This window comes from Rummeliibacillus sp. G93 (assembly GCF_023515935.1).
Taxonomy (GTDB): Bacteria; Bacillota; Bacilli; order Bacillales_A; family Planococcaceae; genus Rummeliibacillus; species Rummeliibacillus stabekisii.
The window spans coordinates 3,226,014-3,244,060 of sequence record NZ_CP097314.1 but is presented as its reverse complement, the minus strand read 5'-3'; the positions used below and the strand labels follow the sequence as shown (position 1 = coordinate 3,244,060).

Sequence of the window (18,047 nt, the reverse complement as noted above, 5' to 3'; positions counted from 1 at the left end):
GGCGCTTCTCCTTTTCTAAAATACTGGTCTATGATTTTTTTCATTTTTTCAAGATAGTAGTTTGTCTATGAATTAAAAATAATAACGAATTAAGTAGATTAATGATATATTAATCACAGTAAACACATCCTGTGGATAAACACTGTCCTGATAGCGTGGATATCATTATCCACAGGTTATTAACATTTGTGGATAAAATCTGAAGCTATAAATTTATCGACAGAATGAAGCACAACAATTGTAGCAAGAAAAATGTTGTCTGACAAGTGTTTCTGAGATGTTATCCACACAATGCATAATTATGCATATCACTTTATCCACACGGTTTGAACTTGTGCAAAAGTTGTCAGCAAGTGTTGTGGATAAAATTTAGCGAAAAAAATATGTTCACAGGTTTATTTGAGAGAAGAGGGATAGATCTGTGGATAATTTTAAGCAGAGAAATAAAACAGTTGAGATTATGTATTTACAGAAGACAGTTGACAAAGTTGGCTGCTAATAGCTATAATATGCAAGACTGTCTGTAGTATTGAATTAATAGACTTTCATCAGGAGGTGTCATATAATGAAACGCACATACCAACCAAAAAAACGTAAGCATAGTAAAGTACATGGCTTCCGCGCACGTATGGCTACTAAAAACGGTCGTAAAGTGATCGCTGCTCGTCGCCGTAAAGGAAGAAAAGTATTATCAGCATAACCATGAGTCCACTGAATAAACTCAGTGGTCTTTTTTTCTTTTATTATACGTAGGAGAAGAAAAAGAGGAATAAGCAGGTGAAAAATGAAAAAACGCCGCAGAATTAAAAAGAATGAAGACTTTCAAAAGGTATTCAAAAAAGGAAAGTCATTCGCCAATCGGCAGTTTGTCGTTTACTTCCTTGAAAAGGAGAAGCAAACTGAGTTTAGGATTGGTTTATCCATTAATAAAAAAGTAGCAAAGGCAGTCACAAGAAACCAAATTAAACGTTATGTCCGCCAAAGTTTTTTAGAACTAGATGGTGAATTGCAGCAGCATATGGACTACGTCATTATCGCCAGGAACCCGGCGGCCGATTTAGATTTTCACGAAACAAAGAAAAGCCTAATGCATGTATTAAAAATTGCAAAGGTAATGAAGAGAAGCAGTAGAGACCAAAAGAAACCGCATGGTAGAATAAAGTAAATCATTCAATTTTGCAGGGATTTCTGCTAATGGCCACATGGCGAAGAGCCATGCTAATGAGCTTTTAGCACATCAAACAAAGCCTGCGAAGAGGAGGAGCCCAGATATGAAACAGATTACGCAAACAGGCGCAACTGTAGAGGAAGCACTTTTGCTTGCCTTGCATGAGCTTAACCTTACCCGTAAACAAGTAGATGTTGAAATTCTCCAAGAAGCAAAAAAAGGTTTTTTAGGTTTTGGTTCTAAAAAGGCGCAGATCCGAGTCACAGAAAAGCAAGCACAAAAACCCTTTGCTGTACAAGAGGCTGCAGAACCGCTTCAAGAAAAAGCAGAGCCGGTTGAGAATGGTCAATCTGAAGTGGCAGAACCGCAGATTGGCAGTAGTTTAAGTACTATTGAAGAAAATCTCGAAATACAAACAACCAGCGAAAATGCTGAAGTTCCGTTTGAACGCAATGATTATGAACTAGCTATTTCTAAAGTAGAAGAATATCTATCCGATATTTCCAAGCAGCTTTCCATCTCTGATCTCCATATAGAGACAGTACAACAAGGTAAAGTGATACAATTTAATCTATCAACCAACTCAGCTGCATTGCTTATTGGTAAAAGAGGTAACACATTAAATGCTCTACAGGAATTGGCACAATTAGTTGCCCACCAGTATGTCAAACGCTTCATTATGGTGAAACTGGATGTAGGGAATTACCGTGAAAAAAGAAAGCAATCATTAGAAGTATTGGCGAACAAAATGGCCGATAAAGCAGTCTATACAGGCAAAAAGGTAGAACTAGAGCCAATGCCTTCAAATGAGCGTAAAATTATACACCATATTTTGGCAGACCGTTTAGACGTTGAAACCTACTCAAAAGGCGAAGACACCAAGAGGCATTTAGTCATTGAACCTATACGAGCTTAACTTAAGGATTGTGAAAGAGTCCTTCTCCCCAGACGAGAAGGACTTATTTTTTTGCACTTTTATGGTAAGATTAAGTGCTAGAATAGAAAAATAAAATTATCCACATGTGGATAATTTTTATTGAGCTAAATATTGAACTGTTCAACTAATACGCTGTGGAAAACAATACACAGATTAAAGTTTTATTTATATATAGGAGGTTTGTTCACTAATGGAATTTGATACTATTGCAGCGATTTCGACTCCGATGGGAGAAGGAGCGATCGCCATTGTTCGATTAAGCGGTGACCAAGCGGTAGAAATTGCAGACCGGATTTTCAGTTTGCCAAGTGGTAAAAAATTATCCTCAAAAAAATCCCATACCATTCATTATGGGCATTTAAAAGAGGTAGAAACGGGTGAGGTAGTAGAAGAAGTTATGGTCTCGCTCATGAGAGGGCCAAAAACCTTTACACGTGAAGATGTAGTAGAAATTAATTGCCATGGCGGATTAGTCTCTGTCAATCGAGTACTGCAGCTTGTCCTACGTAATGGTGCAAGAATGGCAGAGCCAGGCGAGTTTACAAAACGGGCATTTTTAAATGGCCGTATCGATTTATCGCAAGCAGAAGCTGTGATGGATTTAATTCGTGCTAAAACAGACAGAGCGATGAACGTAGCGCTAAATCAAATGGATGGTAAATTGTCACGATTAATTAACCAATTAAGACAAGCATTGATTGAGGTATTAGCACAGGTAGAAGTAAATATTGATTATCCCGAATACGATGATGTAGAAGAAATGACCATTCCACTAATGTTAGAAAAGGCCACATGGGTAAAGAGCGAAGTCGAGAAACTTCTTCAAACTTCGTCACAAGGAAAAATTTTGCGTGAGGGTTTATCGACCGTTATATTAGGGCGTCCAAATGTGGGAAAATCTTCTCTCTTAAATAGTTTAGTACAAGAAAATAAAGCTATTGTCACTGATGTTGCAGGAACAACACGTGATATTATAGAAGAATACGTCAATGTACGCGGCGTTCCATTACGCTTGGTAGATACAGCGGGGATACGTGAAACAGAAGATATTGTCGAACGTATCGGAGTAGAAAGATCGAGACAAGTTTTAAAAGAGGCAGATCTTATATTGCTCGTTGTCAACTACCATGAGGAATTGACCGAAGAAGATAGACGTTTATTTGATACTATTCAAAACATGGATTATATTGTTGTAGTCAATAAAACAGATTTGACTCAAAAAATAGATATAGATGAAGTAAAACAACTTGCAGGAGAAAGAAGAGTTGTGTCGACTTCATTGTTGCAAGAAGAGGGTGTAGCAGAACTAGAGGAAGCAATTGCAGCACTATTCTTCGAAGGTTCTGTTGAAGCAAATGACTTAACGTATGTATCGAATGCTCGCCATATTGCATTGTTGCATCAAGCACTTGATCGTATTCAAGATGCGATTACTGCAGCGGAAGCAGGCGTGCCTGTCGATATGATTCAAATAGATGTAACACGTGCATGGGAGATTCTCGGCGAAATTGTCGGGGATACGGTGCAAGATAGCCTTATTAATCAGCTTTTCTCTCAATTCTGCTTAGGAAAATAAAACTCCCTAGCAAAGAGAAAGCATCAAACTAATTCTTACTATAGAAAGGAAGTAACGAGCATGCCAACAAATTATGAAGCAGGCACGTTCGATGTTATCGTCATAGGCGCAGGTCATGCAGGTGTTGAAGCAGCATACGCTTCCGCTCGCATGGGCGCTAAAACATTAGTGTTAACGATCAACTTAGATATGATAGCCTTTATGCCATGCAACCCATCAGTAGGAGGACCGGCAAAAGGTATTGTTGTCCGTGAAATCGACGCAATGGGCGGAGCAATGGGCAAAGTAATTGATAAAACGCATATTCAAATGCGTATGCTCAATACCGGTAAAGGTCCTGCTGTTCGTGCATTACGTGCACAAGCAGACAAAGTCTTATACCAACAAGAAATGAAAAAGCTATTAGAGGAACAAGAAAATCTGACAATTCACCAAGCTATGGTTGATGAACTGATTATTGAAGATGATAAAGTAAAGGGTGTTATTACACAAGTAGGTGGAATTTATCGCGCTTCGACTGTCATTATTACAACAGGAACTTTCTTGCGTGGTGAAATTATCATTGGCGACTTAAAATACTCAAGCGGACCAAACAACCAACAACCATCTATCAAACTGGCGGATAACTTGCGAGAAATCGGTTTTGAAATGGTACGATTTAAAACAGGTACGCCACCGCGTGTGAACAGCAAGACCATTGATTACAGTAAAACGGAAATCCAACCTGGAGATCCTGAACCACGTGCATTCAGCTATGAAACGACAGAATTCATCACAGATCAAATTCCATGCTGGTTAACCTATACAAGTCCGGAAACGCATCAAATCATTAATGATAATTTAGAACAATCACCAATGTTTACTGGCGTGATTACAGGGACAGGCCCACGTTATTGTCCGTCAATTGAAACGAAGATTGTACGCTTCAATGACAAACCACGCCACCAATTATTCTTGGAGCCAGAAGGACGCAATACACAAGAAGTCTATGTACAAGGACTATCAACAAGCTTACCTGAACATATCCAACGCAAAATGCTTGAAACCATACCAGGGCTTGAAAAAGCAGAAATGATGCGCGCTGGTTATGCGATTGAATATGATGCGATTGTACCAACACAATTATGGCCAACGCTTGAAACAAAGCGCATCCAAAATCTGTACACTGCTGGCCAAATTAACGGTACATCTGGATATGAGGAAGCAGCAGGTCAAGGTTTAATGGCCGGCATCAATGCAGCTGCAAAAGCTCTTGATAAGGAAGAAATGATTCTAGGTCGCGCAGATGCTTATATTGGCGTACTTATAGATGACTTAGTGACAAAAGGGACAAATGAACCTTATCGCCTTCTTACATCACGCGCGGAATATAGATTGCTCCTTCGCCATGATAATGCTGACATTCGTTTATCAGAACGTGCTTATCAAGCAGGTCTTATCTCACAAGAACGCTATGAACGCTTCTTAGTTAAAAAAGAACAAGTGGAGAATGAGATTGCAAGATTGCACGATATCATTATAAAACCAAATGAGCAAACACAAGCTGCTCTTGCAGAAATAGGCAGCAGTCCATTAAAAGATGGCATCCGAGGAACAGATTTATTAAAACGTCCAGAAGCAAATTATGCATTCGTTTCAGCCTTCGCACCATCTGAAGTGGAACTGAATGAAGAAGTAAAGGAACAAGTTGAAATTCAAGTAAAATATGAAGGATATATTGAGAAAGCTCTTCAACAAGTCGAAAAGCTGAAGAAAATGGAAGGCAAAAAGATTCCTGAGAACATCGATTATGATGCCATTTCAGGGATTGCAACAGAAGCAAAAGAAAAACTTAAAGAAGTCCGTCCGCTTTCAGTTGCCCAAGCTTCACGTATTTCAGGAGTAAATCCTGCCGATATATCAATTTTACTAGTGTATATAGAACATGGTAAGATAGCAAAAGTATAGATAATAAATCCTAGACATGCATGCCTACTTGGCAGTGCATGTCTACTATTAATTAGATGAGAGCCTTCGCAGCACTATGAAAGGGGAATAACATGAACGAAGAACAGTTTATGCAATCATTAAAAGAGCAAGGAATAGAGTTATCAGAGAAGCAAGCACAGCAATTCCATTTATATTTTGAAACATTAGTCGAATGGAACGAAAAAATGAATTTAACTGCGATCACTGATCAACCTTCTGTTTATTTAAAGCATTTTTATGACTCGATTAGTGCTGCTTTTTATATAAACTTTAACGATATCGAATCACTCTGCGATGTAGGAGCTGGCGCTGGGTTTCCGAGTATTCCGATTAAAATTTGCTTCCCACATTTAAAGGTGACGATTGTTGATTCATTAAATAAAAGGATTCAATTTTTACATCACTTAAGCGATGTATTAGAACTAGAAAATATGCAATTTGTTCATTCTCGTGCTGAAGACTTTGGACAAATGGCGCAATACCGTGAAAAGTTTGATCTAGTAACTGCACGCGCAGTCGCACGGCTATCTGTATTGTCAGAGTTGTGCGCACCACTTGTAAAGAATGATGGCATCTTTGTTGCGATGAAAGCTGCCAGTGGTGAGGAAGAATTAACGGATGCTAAAAAGGCAATTCAAGTACTTGGCACTAAACTGATGGATCAATATAAATTTTCACTCCCAATAGAAAATAGTGAACGTACAATATATGTATTCAAAAAGATAAAAAGCACACCAAAAAAATATCCACGTAAGGCCGGTATGCCTAATAAATCTCCAATTCACTAGAAATGTTTCACATGAAACGAAAAAGGAATCTATCGTTTTTGATTAAAAGACACTATAATATAATTGGACATACTTACTTTTTGTATAATGTTAGAAAATATATATAGATAGATAGTCGCCTCTATTCTTCATCCATAATGGATTAAAGAAGGAAATATTGCTAAAAGGTGGTGCCAAGGGATGAAAAGTGCTTTTTCACGTTTTTTTGGAAGTGGTGAGAAAGTAGAAAACACCTCAAAAACCGAGGGTAGGGATAAAGAGACAGTTTCCAATATCCCCATTGATAAGATTAGCCCCAATCGATATCAACCTCGCACAATTTTTGATGATGCCAAGATTGAGGAATTAGCCCGGACAATTCATACGCATGGGGTAATTCAGCCAATAGTTGTTCGTAAATACGAAGAAGATAAATATGAGATTATCGCCGGCGAACGACGCTACCGCGCGATGAAATCATTAAACTGGTTAGAAGTGCCTGCTATTATTCGCGATATGAATGACAAGGAAACTGCTTCGGTTGCTTTAATTGAAAACTTGCAGCGAGAAGAACTGACTTCTATTGAAGAAGCTCAGGCTTACCAAAGACTTTTGGAGCTTCATGAGCTGACGCAGGAAGCGCTTGCTCAAAGATTAGGTAAAGGTCAATCAACGATTGCCAATAAACTGCGCCTATTAAAGCTGCCTCATTCGATTCAAGAGGCCATTTTAAAACGAGACATTTCCGAAAGGCATGCAAGAGCACTGGTGCCCATTAAAGATGAAGAATTGCAGCTTCAATTATTGGAAGAAATAATTGAAAAAGGATATAACGTGAGGCAGCTGGAACAAAGAATTGTTGAAATTGCCAATCCGGTTGAAAAGGTAAAAAAACCTAAACCAAAACGTAAAGCGATTAGCAAAGATATCCGAATCGCCCTTAATACAATTCGACAATCTTTAACAATGGTAAATAAAACGGGGATTTCCGTGGAAACGGAAGAAGAAGAACACGACGAATTTTATCAAATTACTGTAAAGATACCAAAAAAGAAGCAATAGCCCATCTAAAACTCTTACTCTAGCAATAGAATAAGGGTTTTTGATTATTTAAGCGTTCTTTTACATAGTGAACTCAAACAATAGATTGCAGCCAAGTCAAACAGCATATTCCCTTAAAATTTTGCTATGAAAAATCCAGATAATGATTAACTGAGCCTTTTAAATTTTTGCATTTTACTCTTTTAAATTGGAGCCGAACACGTATTTTTTTGATAGAATGTAGAAAAAGGTATGTTTGTTACACTCAATAATGTTATTGAAAGCAGGTGCACCATGGGAAGAACAATAGCAATTGCAAATCAAAAAGGCGGCGTTGGCAAAACAACAACATCTGTAAATTTAAGCGCGTGCCTTGCTGAATTAGGAAAAAAGGTATTATTAATCGATATGGATCCGCAAGGAAATGCAACAAGTGGTGTAGGAGTCAATAAAGGGGAAGTAGAAAAGTGCATTTACGACGTACTTATTGATGATGAGCCTATACATGAAGCTATTACCCAAACAAAAATGGAAAATCTCTATGTTGTACCAGCTACGATAGCGCTTGCTGGGGCAGAAATTGAGTTGGTTTCTACAATCTCTAGAGAAGTGCGTTTAAAGCATGCCATTGATCAACTGAAAAAAGAATATGATTTTATTATTATAGATTGTCCACCTTCTTTAGGTTTATTAACAATTAACTCACTTACAGCAGCAGATGCAATCTTAATCCCAGTGCAATGTGAATACTATGCACTAGAAGGCTTAAGCCAATTGTTGTCTACTATACGTTTAGTCCAAAAGCATTTGAATAACAAGCTTGTCATTGATGGTGTTTTGCTGACAATGCTAGATGCCCGTACGAATTTGGGACTTCAAGTAATTGAAGAAGTAAAAAAGTATTTTCAAGACAAAGTATACAAAACAATCGTGCCAAGGAATGTACGTTTAAGTGAAGCTCCGAGCCATGGTGAACCTATCATTATATATGATCGCAAATCACGTGGAGCGGAAGTTTATATGGAGTTGGCGAGAGAGGTGATTAAGAATGGCTAAAGGATTAGGCAAAGGTTTGGGCGCGCTTTTTCAAGAACAAGATTTATCTGAAAGAGATCAAGTAACGCAAATCGCTATCAAAGATATCAAAGCAAATCCTTTTCAGCCTCGTAAGATATTTGATCAATCCGCATTAGAGGAGCTAGCTCAATCAATAAAGGAACATGGTATTCTACAGCCGATTATAGTAAGGAAGAAAAGAGTTAAATATGAAATTGTTGTAGGCGAACGTCGCTTCCGTGCAGCACAATTAGCGGGACTGATAGAGGTGCCGGCTGTTATCCGTGAGTTAGATGATGCGCAAATGATGGAGTTGGCCATTTTAGAGAATCTTCAACGAGAAGATTTATCACCAATTGAAGAAGCAGAAGCGTATCAAAGTTTATTGGAGGCTCTAAAGCTGACGCAAGATCAGTTGTCTCAACGATTGGGAAAAAGCCGTCCTCATATCGCCAATTATATACGATTGCTGTCACTACCAAAGGATATTCAGCAATATATCAATGATGGTGCCTTAACAATGGGACATGGAAGAACGTTATTAGGATTGAAAAATAAAAAGCAAATACCTCTTGTGGCAGAAAAGGTCATAAAGCAACATCTTAATGTCCGCCAATTGGAAGAACTTGTTCAATCTCTTAATGAGGATGTTTCACGTGAAACAAAGAACAAAGGAAAGAAAGATATATTCTTAGAAGAAAAAGAATCGCAGCTACGGGATTATTTTGGCACGAATGTTTTAATCAAAAAAACAAAAAATAAAGGTAAAATTGAAATTGAGTTCTTCTCAGAAGATGATTTAGAACGCATATTAGAATTACTAGAGGATTGAGAGGATGTTCATTGGTATTATTAGGTACATTAGTGGATGCGCTATTAATCATCGTAGGAACGATCATTGGTAGGTTCCTGCAAGGCATCCCCGATAAAATGAAAGAAGCTGTCATGCAAGTAATAGGGCTATCGGTAATACTGATGGGCATTCAAATGGGAATTAAAAGTAACAACTTTATTATTGTTATTGTTAGTCTTGTTATTGGCACGTTATTGGGCGAGTGGATTGACCTGGACTTGCAGTTAAATCGATTCGGAAGATGGATCGAAAGCAAAATCAGCAAAAAAGGCGATAATGGAGATATCGCCCAAGCATTTATAACAAGTACATTAATCTTCGCGATAGGCTCTATGTCTATCTTAGGTGCGCTCGACAGTGGATTAAGAAACGATCATTCTGTTCTAGTAACAAAGGGAATTATTGACGGATTTACTGCGATATTCCTAGCATCCACGTTAGGTATCGGTGTGATTTTGGGTGCTGTGTCAGTCTTTATATACGAAGGAGTCATCGCCGTATTTGCTGGCCAAATTAGCCGCTTTGTACCCGCTGACGTTTTAGATACATTTGTTCAACAGCTCACAGCTACTGGGGGAGCTATGATTATAGCCATTGGATTAAGCATGATGGGACTTGCTAAAATTCGCATTGCCAATATGCTTCCGGCTATTTTAATTGTGGCTCTCATAGTGACGCTGATGCACTTTTTTTAATGAATGGCGATGCCATGAAAGATACAAGGCACGGGCAATTCGGTTGCTCATTTCATAGGTGATATTGAGTCTTGTTGTTTGCAATATAGTGTGTTCCATGAAGCCGCCAAAGTTGACGATTCCCTTAATTGAGACGTCTCCTATTGGTGGCAATTCTTTTTTTACAGCCTTTCCAGGAAGCAAAGGTCCAGGTTGGAAAAGAATTTCGCCGATTCGCTTTTGATCACCAAGGCATGCATCAATTGCTACTACAAAAGGTGGTACTTTGTGATTTTCAAATGAATCTACTGTTTGAGATAAATTCAGTGCGTGAAGCGGTTCTTCTAATGAACCAATGATTTTGTAAGGAAATGATACAAAGTTTGACAGGATACTGCCGGTTAAAGGGCCTAATGCATCTCCTGTAGAACGATCAGATCCGATACAGCAAAATACGAGATTTTCATGATGGAATGGTATATGCTCTAATAGAAATGAACTTAACCGCCAAGTGGCGCCAGAGTCTTCATAATGCAATGCGTATGAGAATGCCGAATTAGATATAGGGAGTGTCATAGGTAATCTCACTTTCTCTTTTTTCAGCAGTATACGTATATTCGAAACTTTTTATACTAAAGGAGACATATAATTGAGTTTACAAAAGTTTTTTAGTAACCCCACAGAAGAGTTAACCAAGCTTTTGCATAATGAGGAATTTTGGGAAAACATAGGATGGGGCACAATTAGAATTGTTACAATCGCTATCTTATCCATGATACTTGTGCGTATTGCTAAAATAGCCATAACTAAGTTTTTCAACCTACGTATAAATGGTCCTATTGCTTTAAATCCTACAGCAGAACGAAGATATAGAACCATTTTACGGCTATTACAAAGCATCATCTCATATGCTGTATACTTTTCAGCTATTATAGCTATTCTCTCAGTTATGCATATTAAAGTAGCTGGTTTGCTGGCAGGTGCTGGGATCGTCGGTTTAGCAGTAGGGTTTGGCGCACAGAGTTTGGTAAAGGATGTTATCACCGGATTCTTCATTATATTTGAGGACCAATTCGGCGTTGGCGACTATATCAAAATTTCAGCTGTTGAAGGTACCGTCATAGAAATTGGGCTGAGGACAACCAAAATTAAGGGGGGCGCTGGCGAAATCAATATTATACCGAATGGGACTATTTCAGAGGTGGTGAATTATTCTATCAATAATTCAGTGGCTGTAATTGATGTCAGCATTGCTTATAATAATGATATAGCCAAGGCGGAAAGTTTAATAGAAGAATACTTGAGCAAACTGCCTTCCAATCACGAAGAAATTGTGACTGAGCCCACACTGCTAGGGGTCCAAAATGTAGCAGGTGGTGAAGTCACATTGCGAATTACAGTAGAAACGTTACCAATGCAGCATTTTGCTGTATCTCGAATGATTCGAAGAGATATTAAAGAAATATTTGATACGTATCATATAGAAATTCCTTTCCCTAAAATGATGGTTTATGAAAGGAATATGAATAGAACGGAGGAAGGTGAGTAAGTGTGGAAAAAAAGCTATACGAGATGAATGATATAGTAGAAATGAAAAAACAGCATCCTTGCGGGACAAATAGATGGAAGATTATCCGAATGGGCGCAGATATTCGCGTGAAGTGTGAAGGCTGTCAGCACAGCGTCATGATTCCACGGCGTGAATTTGAGAAAAAGATGAAAAAGGTATTAGTTCAGGCGAATCCAACAGAAGCCTATGAAAATTAGACATTTGATAAATGAATATCTATAATAGACAGGTTGAATATGAATTTTTGAACGTATAGGGAAAGGTAGTGGGAAAATGGCTTTAACAGCAGGGATTGTAGGATTGCCAAACGTAGGAAAATCCACTTTATTTAATGCGATTACAAAAGCAGGAGCACTTGCAGCAAACTATCCATTCGCAACGATTGACCCGAACGTAGGGATTGTAGAAGTGCCAGATGCGCGTCTTGATGAATTAACAAAATTAGTCCAACCAAAGAAAACAGTACCCACAGCATTTGAATTCACTGATATAGCAGGTATTGTAAAAGGTGCCAGCAAAGGTGAAGGTCTAGGAAATAAATTCTTGGCACATATCCGTGAAGTGGATGCAATTACGCAAGTAGTTCGCTGTTTCGAAGATGAAAATATTACACATGTTGCTGGAAAGGTAGATCCTATCAGCGATATTGAAGTAATTAATCTAGAGCTTATTCTTGCTGACTTAGAATCGGTTGATAAACGATATGCAAAAGTAGAAAAATTAGCTCGTCAAAAAGATAAAGAAGCAATGGTGGAAGCGCCGGTTTTAGAAAAAGTTAAAGAAGCTTTCGCAAACGAAAAACCTGCACGTTCAGTTGATTTATCAGATGAAGAATTAAAAATTATCAAAAGTTTAAATCTACTAACGCTAAAACCAATGCTTTACGTAGCTAACGTTTCAGAAGATGAAGTAGCGGATGTAAGCAACAATCAATACGTACAAACAGTACGTGATTATGCTGCAAAAGAAGGTGCAGAGGTAATCGTCGTTTGTGCTAAAATTGAAGAAGAAATTGCTGTATTGGACGATGAAGAAAAAGCTATGTTTTTAGAAGAACTAGGCATTGAAGAATCTGGTCTAGATCAGTTAATCAAAGCTTCTTATAGCTTGCTAGGCCTAGCCACTTACTTTACAGCAGGTGTCCAAGAAGTAAGAGCTTGGACTTTCCGCAAAGGTATGAAAGCTCCTCAATGTGCGGGCGTCATCCACTCAGACTTCGAGCGTGGATTTATCCGTGCTGAAACTGTTTCTTACGATGATTTAATGCAATACGGTTCTATGAGTGCAGCAAAAGAAGCTGGCCGTGTCCGTCTTGAAGGAAAAGAGTATGTTGTACAAGATGGCGACATTATGCTATTCCGCTTTAATGTATAGTTGATAATTAGAACCATGTGATGATATTAGGCATCACATGGTTTTTTATTTACTTAATCTATGGAGACATGAAATATACAATAATTCAATTCAATAGTTGTCCAAAGCAATCTCTTGTGGTACAATATATTGATGTGAGTAGTAAATATTACTAACTCCTTGCCAAGTGACATTCATTTGGCCAAAGTCCATAAGGAGGTGCTTATAAATGAGAGCATATGAATTAATGTACATTATCCGTCCAAACATCGAAGAAGAAGCTAAAAAGGCTTTAGTTGAACGTTTCGACGAAATCCTAACTTCTAACGGAGCAGAAATCATCGAATCTAAAGAGTGGGGCAAACGCCGTCTTGCTTATGAAATCGAAGACTTCCGTGAAGGTTACTATCAAATCGTAAAAGCTAACGCTGATACAAAAGCGATCGACGAATACACTCGTTTAGCTAACATCAGCGAAGATATCATTCGCCATATCGCAGTTCGCGAAGAAGAAAAATAATTAATAATAAATAAAAAAGCAGAGAAGGGGGTTGAATTCTGATGATTAACCGCGTCGTATTAGTCGGAAGGCTAACAAAAGATCCGGAACTTCGCTACACACCAAATGGTGTAGCAGTTGCTCGTTTTACATTAGCTGTGAATAGAACATTTTCTAATCAACAAGGTGAAAAGCAAGCCGACTTCATCAACTGTGTTGTTTGGCGCAAACAAGCTGAAAATACTGCAAACTTCTTGCATAAAGGAAGCCTTGCAGGGATTGAAGGCCGCATCCAAACAGGCAGTTTTGAAGGTCAAGACGGCAAGCGTGTATACACAACAGAAGTGGTGGCAGATAGTGTCCAATTCTTAGAACCACGAAGTGCAACTGGAGATCGTCCGGCACCAAGCCAATCGTATGGCGGCCAACCGTCTTACGGTGGTGGCAGCCAATATGGCAGTGCTTCTCAAGAAGGGAATTATCAACAGCCATCATATCAACAGAATCACTCACCTAATCAGCAAAACTATACACGTGTAGATGAAGATCCATTTGCGCCAATGAATAACAATGGCGGAGGGAAAGTCGACGTAACAGAAGACGATCTTCCATTCTAGCAGGAGATTACCACACGTTAATACAAAATGATTATGAGGAGGGACTACACAATGGCACCACGTAGAGGAGGCCGCAAACGCCGTAAAGTTTGCTATTTCACTTCTAATAACATCAAACACATCGATTATAAAGATGTTGATTTGCTAAAAAAATTCATCTCTGAGCGCGGAAAAATTCTTCCACGCCGTGTGACTGGTACAAGCGCTAAATACCAACGTAAACTTACATCAGCAATCAAAGTTGCTCGTGTAATGGCTTTACTACCATTCACTGCAGAAGATAAATAATAAATGTTAAAAGACTAGCTTATGCTAGTCTTTTTTTATCGATATAAAGCTTAATTTCTTTATTTGTTTAAGCCATTTAAGTGGCGCTAGTAAGCCGCTAAAAAAAATTTGGGTTATTTATCCAGCTGGGGAACAAGAGGATTCTTACAATTTTTATAAGAGTAATGATTGCTGTTTCAATCAAGTTTGGTGGAGAGCTAGATACCCCTTGAGCTTTTGTTTGCAACCACGAAACATGGTACAATAGTAAGATGAAATAGTAGATTGTCTATAAGAAAAGGAAGGTTATAAATGCCGGAAAACAAGACAAGAAGATTGACACAGGGCGCAATGATGATTGCGTTATTTACAATATTATTAGCTATTTCAACCTACGTGCCTCTCATCAATATTGTAACAGTTTGGTTCGTGCCACTGCCTTTAGCATGGTATGCAGCAAAGTACGAAAGTAAATTTTCGTTAGCTGCTATTGCAATCAGTATTATTCTGTCCCTTTTAATTGGCGGCCTCTTAGCGCTTCCTCAGGCTGTTTTATTTGGCATTGTTGCTTTTATAGTGGGATATGGCATACGCAAACAGAAGAGCAAGGGATTCTTATTTTTATCAACTTCTTTAGCATCGTTAGTTGTAATTTCCGTTGAATATGTGATTGCTGTACGCTTTTTTCATATGGATTTTATAAAACAAATGATTGAAACTGCAAGAAAAAGCTATGAAAAATCAAATGAATTGACTAAGGCAATGACCGGACAAGCACCGCTTTCCAGTGAACAGATCGAAACGATGATTAATACAATACAGATAAGCATGCCTACACTAATCATCTTGTGCGTATTTGCATTTGCTTGGTTAATGATTTCGGTTCAGTTACCTTTATTGCGTAGATTGGGCTTAAATGCACCCAAATTTAAGCCGTTCAAAGACTTGCGTTTACCTCGAGCTATGTTGTGGTATTATCTTGCTGTCTTAGCAATAACATTGTTTATCAAGCCAGCAGAAGGAACATTTCTTTATGTCATAGTACTGAATCTATCCTTTCTTCTAACCATTTTGTTTTTGATTCAAGGAATATCCTTTATCCATTTCATCATAAATCAAAAAGGTTGGCCGAAGTGGACAGCAGTTGTCGCTACAATCTTAGCTTTTCCGTTAAGTTCATTTGTCACTTTGATAGGAATTGCTGATTTAGGCTTTCAACTGCGCGAGCTAATAAGTGACATGACAAGAAAATAAGGAGTTGGGATTTATGGGTTCTCTTTTTAGAAAAAGACCAATACGTTATCCTCTTTTAATGCTGTCGCTGCTTGGCTTAGCAAGTATAGTTATTTGCTTAATGTGGAATGCATTGATCGGCATCCTTTATGGTTTAATCCTTATCCTTGTATTTATCCTTGCTTGGAAGGCTGAAATGGATACCTATAAGGAAACGGAAAAGCATATTGAGATGCTTTCATACCGCTTGAAAAAAGTGGGCGAAGAGGCGTTGCTTGAGATGCCAATCGGGATTGTACTGGTTGGGGATGAGTATGAGATAGAATGGTGCAACCCGTATATGCACGAAATTTTAAATAAAGAGTCATTGATTGGAGAAGATTTGTTTTCTTTATCAGATGATTTTTATACATTAATCAAGCATGAGGACTCTAACGAATTAAATTTAACGCTAAATGAACGCAAATACAGGGCTTACTATAGATCAGAGGAAAAACTAATTTACTTCTTTGATATTACGGAACAAGTAGAAATCGAAGAGTTATATAATGAAGATCGAACAGTGATCGCCATCCTGTTTGTTGATAACTATGACGAAATTACACAAGGGATGGATGACCAAACGCGTAGCCAGACAAATTCTCTTGTGACTTCGCTAGTTAATAACTGGAGCAATGCGAACGGCATTTTCCTGAAAAGAATTGCTGCGGATCGTTTTATAGCTATATTGAATGAGTCCATTTTGCAAGAACTAGAGAAAAAACGTTTTTCAATCCTTGATGATATACGAGAAATTACAGCTCAGCAAAATTTATCGTTAACGTTAAGTATTGGAGTAGGGGCAAGCTCGACATCACTTATAGAATTAGGAGAGTTAGCGCAGTCCAGTTTAGACCTAGTTTTAGGTCGTGGTGGCGACCAGGTAGCAATTAAAGAAGCGAATGGTAAAGTAAGATTCTATGGCGGTAAGACGAATCCCGTTGAAAAACGCACGAGAGTCCGTGCAAGGGTTATTTCACATGCTTTGCGTGATTTAATCCAAGGCAGTGACCAAATTTTCGTTATGGGTCACAAGATGCCTGATATGGATGCGATTGGCGCGGCTATCGGTGTGAGAAAGATGGCTGATATGAACGGGGTTAAAGGATATGTTGTCGTTGATTTTGACAATATAGACAATAGCATTAATCGTCTTATGCAGTTGGTAAAAGAGAAATCAGACTTATATAACCGTTTTATTACACCAGAGCTTGCGATTGATAAAATGACAGAGAAGTCTCTGCTTATTATAGTGGATACACATAAGCCAAGCATGACGATAGAGGCAAAGCTATTAAATAAAACAGATAAAGTCGTTGTGATTGACCATCACCGTCGGGGCGAAGAATTTGTTAAAAGCCCGATGCTAGTCTACATGGAGCCATATGCATCTTCTACTGCAGAGCTAGTGACCGAATTACTAGAATATCAGCCGAAAGATGATAAAATATCTATGTTGGAGGCGACAGCCTTATTAGCTGGCATTATAGTCGATACCAAGAGCTTTACATTGCGTACAGGTGCTAGAACTTTTGAGGCAGCTTCGTACTTGCGTACAAATGGGGCAGATACGGTACTCGTCCAACGATTATTAAAAGAAGATATTACAACCTATATTGAACGCTCCAAAATCGTGCAGACAGCAGAGTTTTACCATGAAGGATTGGCGATAGCTCGTGGTGATGATGATCAAATCTATAACTCTGTATTAATTGCGCAGACAGCGGATATTTTGTTGACGATGAAAGATATTTCAGCCTCATTCGTTATTGCACATCGTAGTGATGGCAGAATTGGCATTAGCGCCCGCTCGTTAGGTGAAATGAATGTTCAGCTAGTAATGGAAGAACTCGGTGGAGGCGGACATCTGACAAACGCAGCATGCCAATTAGAAGCAGATACGATTGATGAAGCAATTGAACGACTAAAAGTAGCTATAGATAAAGTAATAGAAGGGGGAAAAGAATCATGAAAGTGATCTTTTTAAAAGATGTAAAAGGGCAAGGAAAAAAAGGTGAAACAAAAGAAGTGTCAGATGGTTATGCACGTAACGTACTTTTGAAGCAAAAAAGTGCTGTTGAAGCAACTCCAGCTGCACTAGCTCAATTGAATGCACAAAATAAACGTGCTGCCCTTGATGCAGCCCAAGAATTAGAAGACGCAAAAGCATTAAAGGAAAAATTAGAGGGCTTAACAGTTGAATTAACAGCTAAACCAGGAAAAGATGGCCGATTATTTGGTTCTATTACGTCTAAACAAATTGTAGAACAGCTACAAAAAGACTTTGGCATCAAAATTGATAAAAGAAAAATGGAAATGAAAGATGCGATTCGTACATTAGGCGTAACGAAAGTTCCTGTTAAGCTTCATCATGAAGTATCTGCTGCATTGAAAGTACATGTTGCAGAACAAGAATAAGGGAGAGACAG

General features: G+C 38.4%; 20 protein-coding genes. 19 read left to right on the top strand and 1 reads right to left on the bottom strand.

The features are described from left to right. Positions 1-565: 565 nt before the first annotated feature. The 10 genes from rpmH (at position 566) to M2M59_RS16375 (ending at position 10,061) form a co-directional block, all read left to right on the top strand. Positions 566-700, top strand: a complete 135-nt coding sequence (gene rpmH / locus M2M59_RS16420; RefSeq protein WP_066791201.1) for a 50S ribosomal protein L34 — start codon at positions 566-568, stop codon at positions 698-700. 84 nt (positions 701-784) lie between these two features. Continuing rightward, a complete protein-coding gene (rnpA, locus tag M2M59_RS16415; protein ID WP_066791199.1) occupies positions 785-1,165 on the top strand; it encodes a ribonuclease P protein component in 381 nt (126 codons plus the stop codon). A 106-nt stretch (positions 1,166-1,271) separates the two neighbouring features. Next, entirely contained in the window at positions 1,272-2,084 is an 813-nt protein-coding gene (gene jag, locus M2M59_RS16410) for an RNA-binding cell elongation regulator Jag/EloR (RefSeq protein WP_249775125.1), read from the top strand. A gap of 211 nt (positions 2,085-2,295) precedes the next feature. Then, positions 2,296-3,681 carry a tRNA uridine-5-carboxymethylaminomethyl(34) synthesis GTPase MnmE gene (gene mnmE / locus M2M59_RS16405; protein WP_249775124.1) on the top strand — a complete coding sequence of 462 codons (1,386 nt, stop codon included), beginning with the start codon at positions 2,296-2,298 and terminating at the stop codon, positions 3,679-3,681. 60 nt (positions 3,682-3,741) lie between these two features. Further along, positions 3,742-5,628, top strand: coding sequence for a tRNA uridine-5-carboxymethylaminomethyl(34) synthesis enzyme MnmG (gene mnmG / locus M2M59_RS16400; RefSeq protein ID WP_249775123.1), 1,887 nt, complete (start codon positions 3,742-3,744; stop codon positions 5,626-5,628). Between the two features lie 92 nt (positions 5,629-5,720). Continuing rightward, positions 5,721-6,437 carry a 16S rRNA (guanine(527)-N(7))-methyltransferase RsmG gene (gene rsmG, locus M2M59_RS16395; RefSeq protein WP_249775122.1) on the top strand — a complete coding sequence of 239 codons (717 nt, stop codon included), beginning with the start codon at positions 5,721-5,723 and terminating at the stop codon, positions 6,435-6,437. Between the two features lie 180 nt (positions 6,438-6,617). Beyond that, positions 6,618-7,478: a nucleoid occlusion protein gene (gene noc, locus M2M59_RS16390; RefSeq protein WP_147197625.1), complete on the top strand. Its 861-nt coding sequence runs from the start codon at positions 6,618-6,620 to the stop codon at positions 7,476-7,478. Between the two features lie 273 nt (positions 7,479-7,751). Beyond that, the gene (locus tag M2M59_RS16385; protein WP_147197623.1) at positions 7,752-8,513 is read left to right on the top strand and encodes a ParA family protein; all 762 of its coding nucleotides are present in this window, start codon (positions 7,752-7,754) and stop codon (positions 8,511-8,513) included. Then, a complete protein-coding gene (locus M2M59_RS16380) occupies positions 8,506-9,345 on the top strand; it encodes a ParB/RepB/Spo0J family partition protein (RefSeq protein ID WP_249775121.1) in 840 nt (279 codons plus the stop codon). Before M2M59_RS16385 ends, M2M59_RS16380 begins: the two co-directional genes overlap by 8 nt. 11 nt (positions 9,346-9,356) lie before the next feature. After that, a complete protein-coding gene (locus tag M2M59_RS16375) occupies positions 9,357-10,061 on the top strand; it encodes a DUF554 domain-containing protein (protein WP_249775120.1) in 705 nt (234 codons plus the stop codon). Here M2M59_RS16375 and yyaC read toward each other — a convergent pair. Further along, entirely contained in the window at positions 10,020-10,616 is a 597-nt protein-coding gene (gene yyaC / locus M2M59_RS16370; RefSeq protein WP_249775119.1) for a spore protease YyaC, read from the bottom strand. The genes M2M59_RS16375 and yyaC overlap by 42 nt on opposite strands. Positions 10,617-10,689: 73 nt before the next feature. Between yyaC and M2M59_RS16365 the strand changes: the two genes are divergently transcribed. From M2M59_RS16365 to rplI, 9 genes are all read left to right on the top strand, one after another. Then, a complete protein-coding gene (locus M2M59_RS16365; RefSeq protein ID WP_223823615.1) occupies positions 10,690-11,589 on the top strand; it encodes a mechanosensitive ion channel family protein in 900 nt (299 codons plus the stop codon). Positions 11,590-11,612: 23 nt separating this feature from the next. Then, the gene (locus tag M2M59_RS16360) at positions 11,613-11,807 is read left to right on the top strand and encodes a DUF951 domain-containing protein (protein WP_221298017.1); all 195 of its coding nucleotides are present in this window, start codon (positions 11,613-11,615) and stop codon (positions 11,805-11,807) included. Positions 11,808-11,883: 76 nt separating this feature from the next. Continuing rightward, positions 11,884-12,984, top strand: a complete 1,101-nt coding sequence (gene ychF / locus M2M59_RS16355; protein WP_147197615.1) for a redox-regulated ATPase YchF — start codon at positions 11,884-11,886, stop codon at positions 12,982-12,984. A gap of 208 nt (positions 12,985-13,192) precedes the next feature. After that, positions 13,193-13,483 carry a 30S ribosomal protein S6 gene (gene rpsF, locus M2M59_RS16350; protein WP_147197613.1) on the top strand — a complete coding sequence of 97 codons (291 nt, stop codon included), beginning with the start codon at positions 13,193-13,195 and terminating at the stop codon, positions 13,481-13,483. A gap of 41 nt (positions 13,484-13,524) precedes the next feature. Then, positions 13,525-14,079, top strand: a complete 555-nt coding sequence (ssb, locus tag M2M59_RS16345) for a single-stranded DNA-binding protein (protein WP_066791172.1) — start codon at positions 13,525-13,527, stop codon at positions 14,077-14,079. 51 nt (positions 14,080-14,130) lie between these two features. Continuing rightward, positions 14,131-14,367 (top strand): 30S ribosomal protein S18, encoded by a 237-nt coding sequence (rpsR, locus tag M2M59_RS16340; RefSeq protein WP_066791170.1) that lies wholly within the window; start codon positions 14,131-14,133, stop codon positions 14,365-14,367. A 291-nt stretch (positions 14,368-14,658) separates the two neighbouring features. Next, positions 14,659-15,600 (top strand): YybS family protein, encoded by a 942-nt coding sequence (locus M2M59_RS16335; protein WP_249775118.1) that lies wholly within the window; start codon positions 14,659-14,661, stop codon positions 15,598-15,600. Between the two features lie 13 nt (positions 15,601-15,613). Further along, positions 15,614-17,590, top strand: a complete 1,977-nt coding sequence (locus M2M59_RS16330; RefSeq protein WP_147197609.1) for a DHH family phosphoesterase — start codon at positions 15,614-15,616, stop codon at positions 17,588-17,590. Continuing rightward, a complete protein-coding gene (rplI, locus tag M2M59_RS16325) occupies positions 17,587-18,036 on the top strand; it encodes a 50S ribosomal protein L9 (RefSeq protein WP_066791164.1) in 450 nt (149 codons plus the stop codon). Before M2M59_RS16330 ends, rplI begins: the two co-directional genes overlap by 4 nt. Positions 18,037-18,047 lie beyond the last annotated feature (11 nt).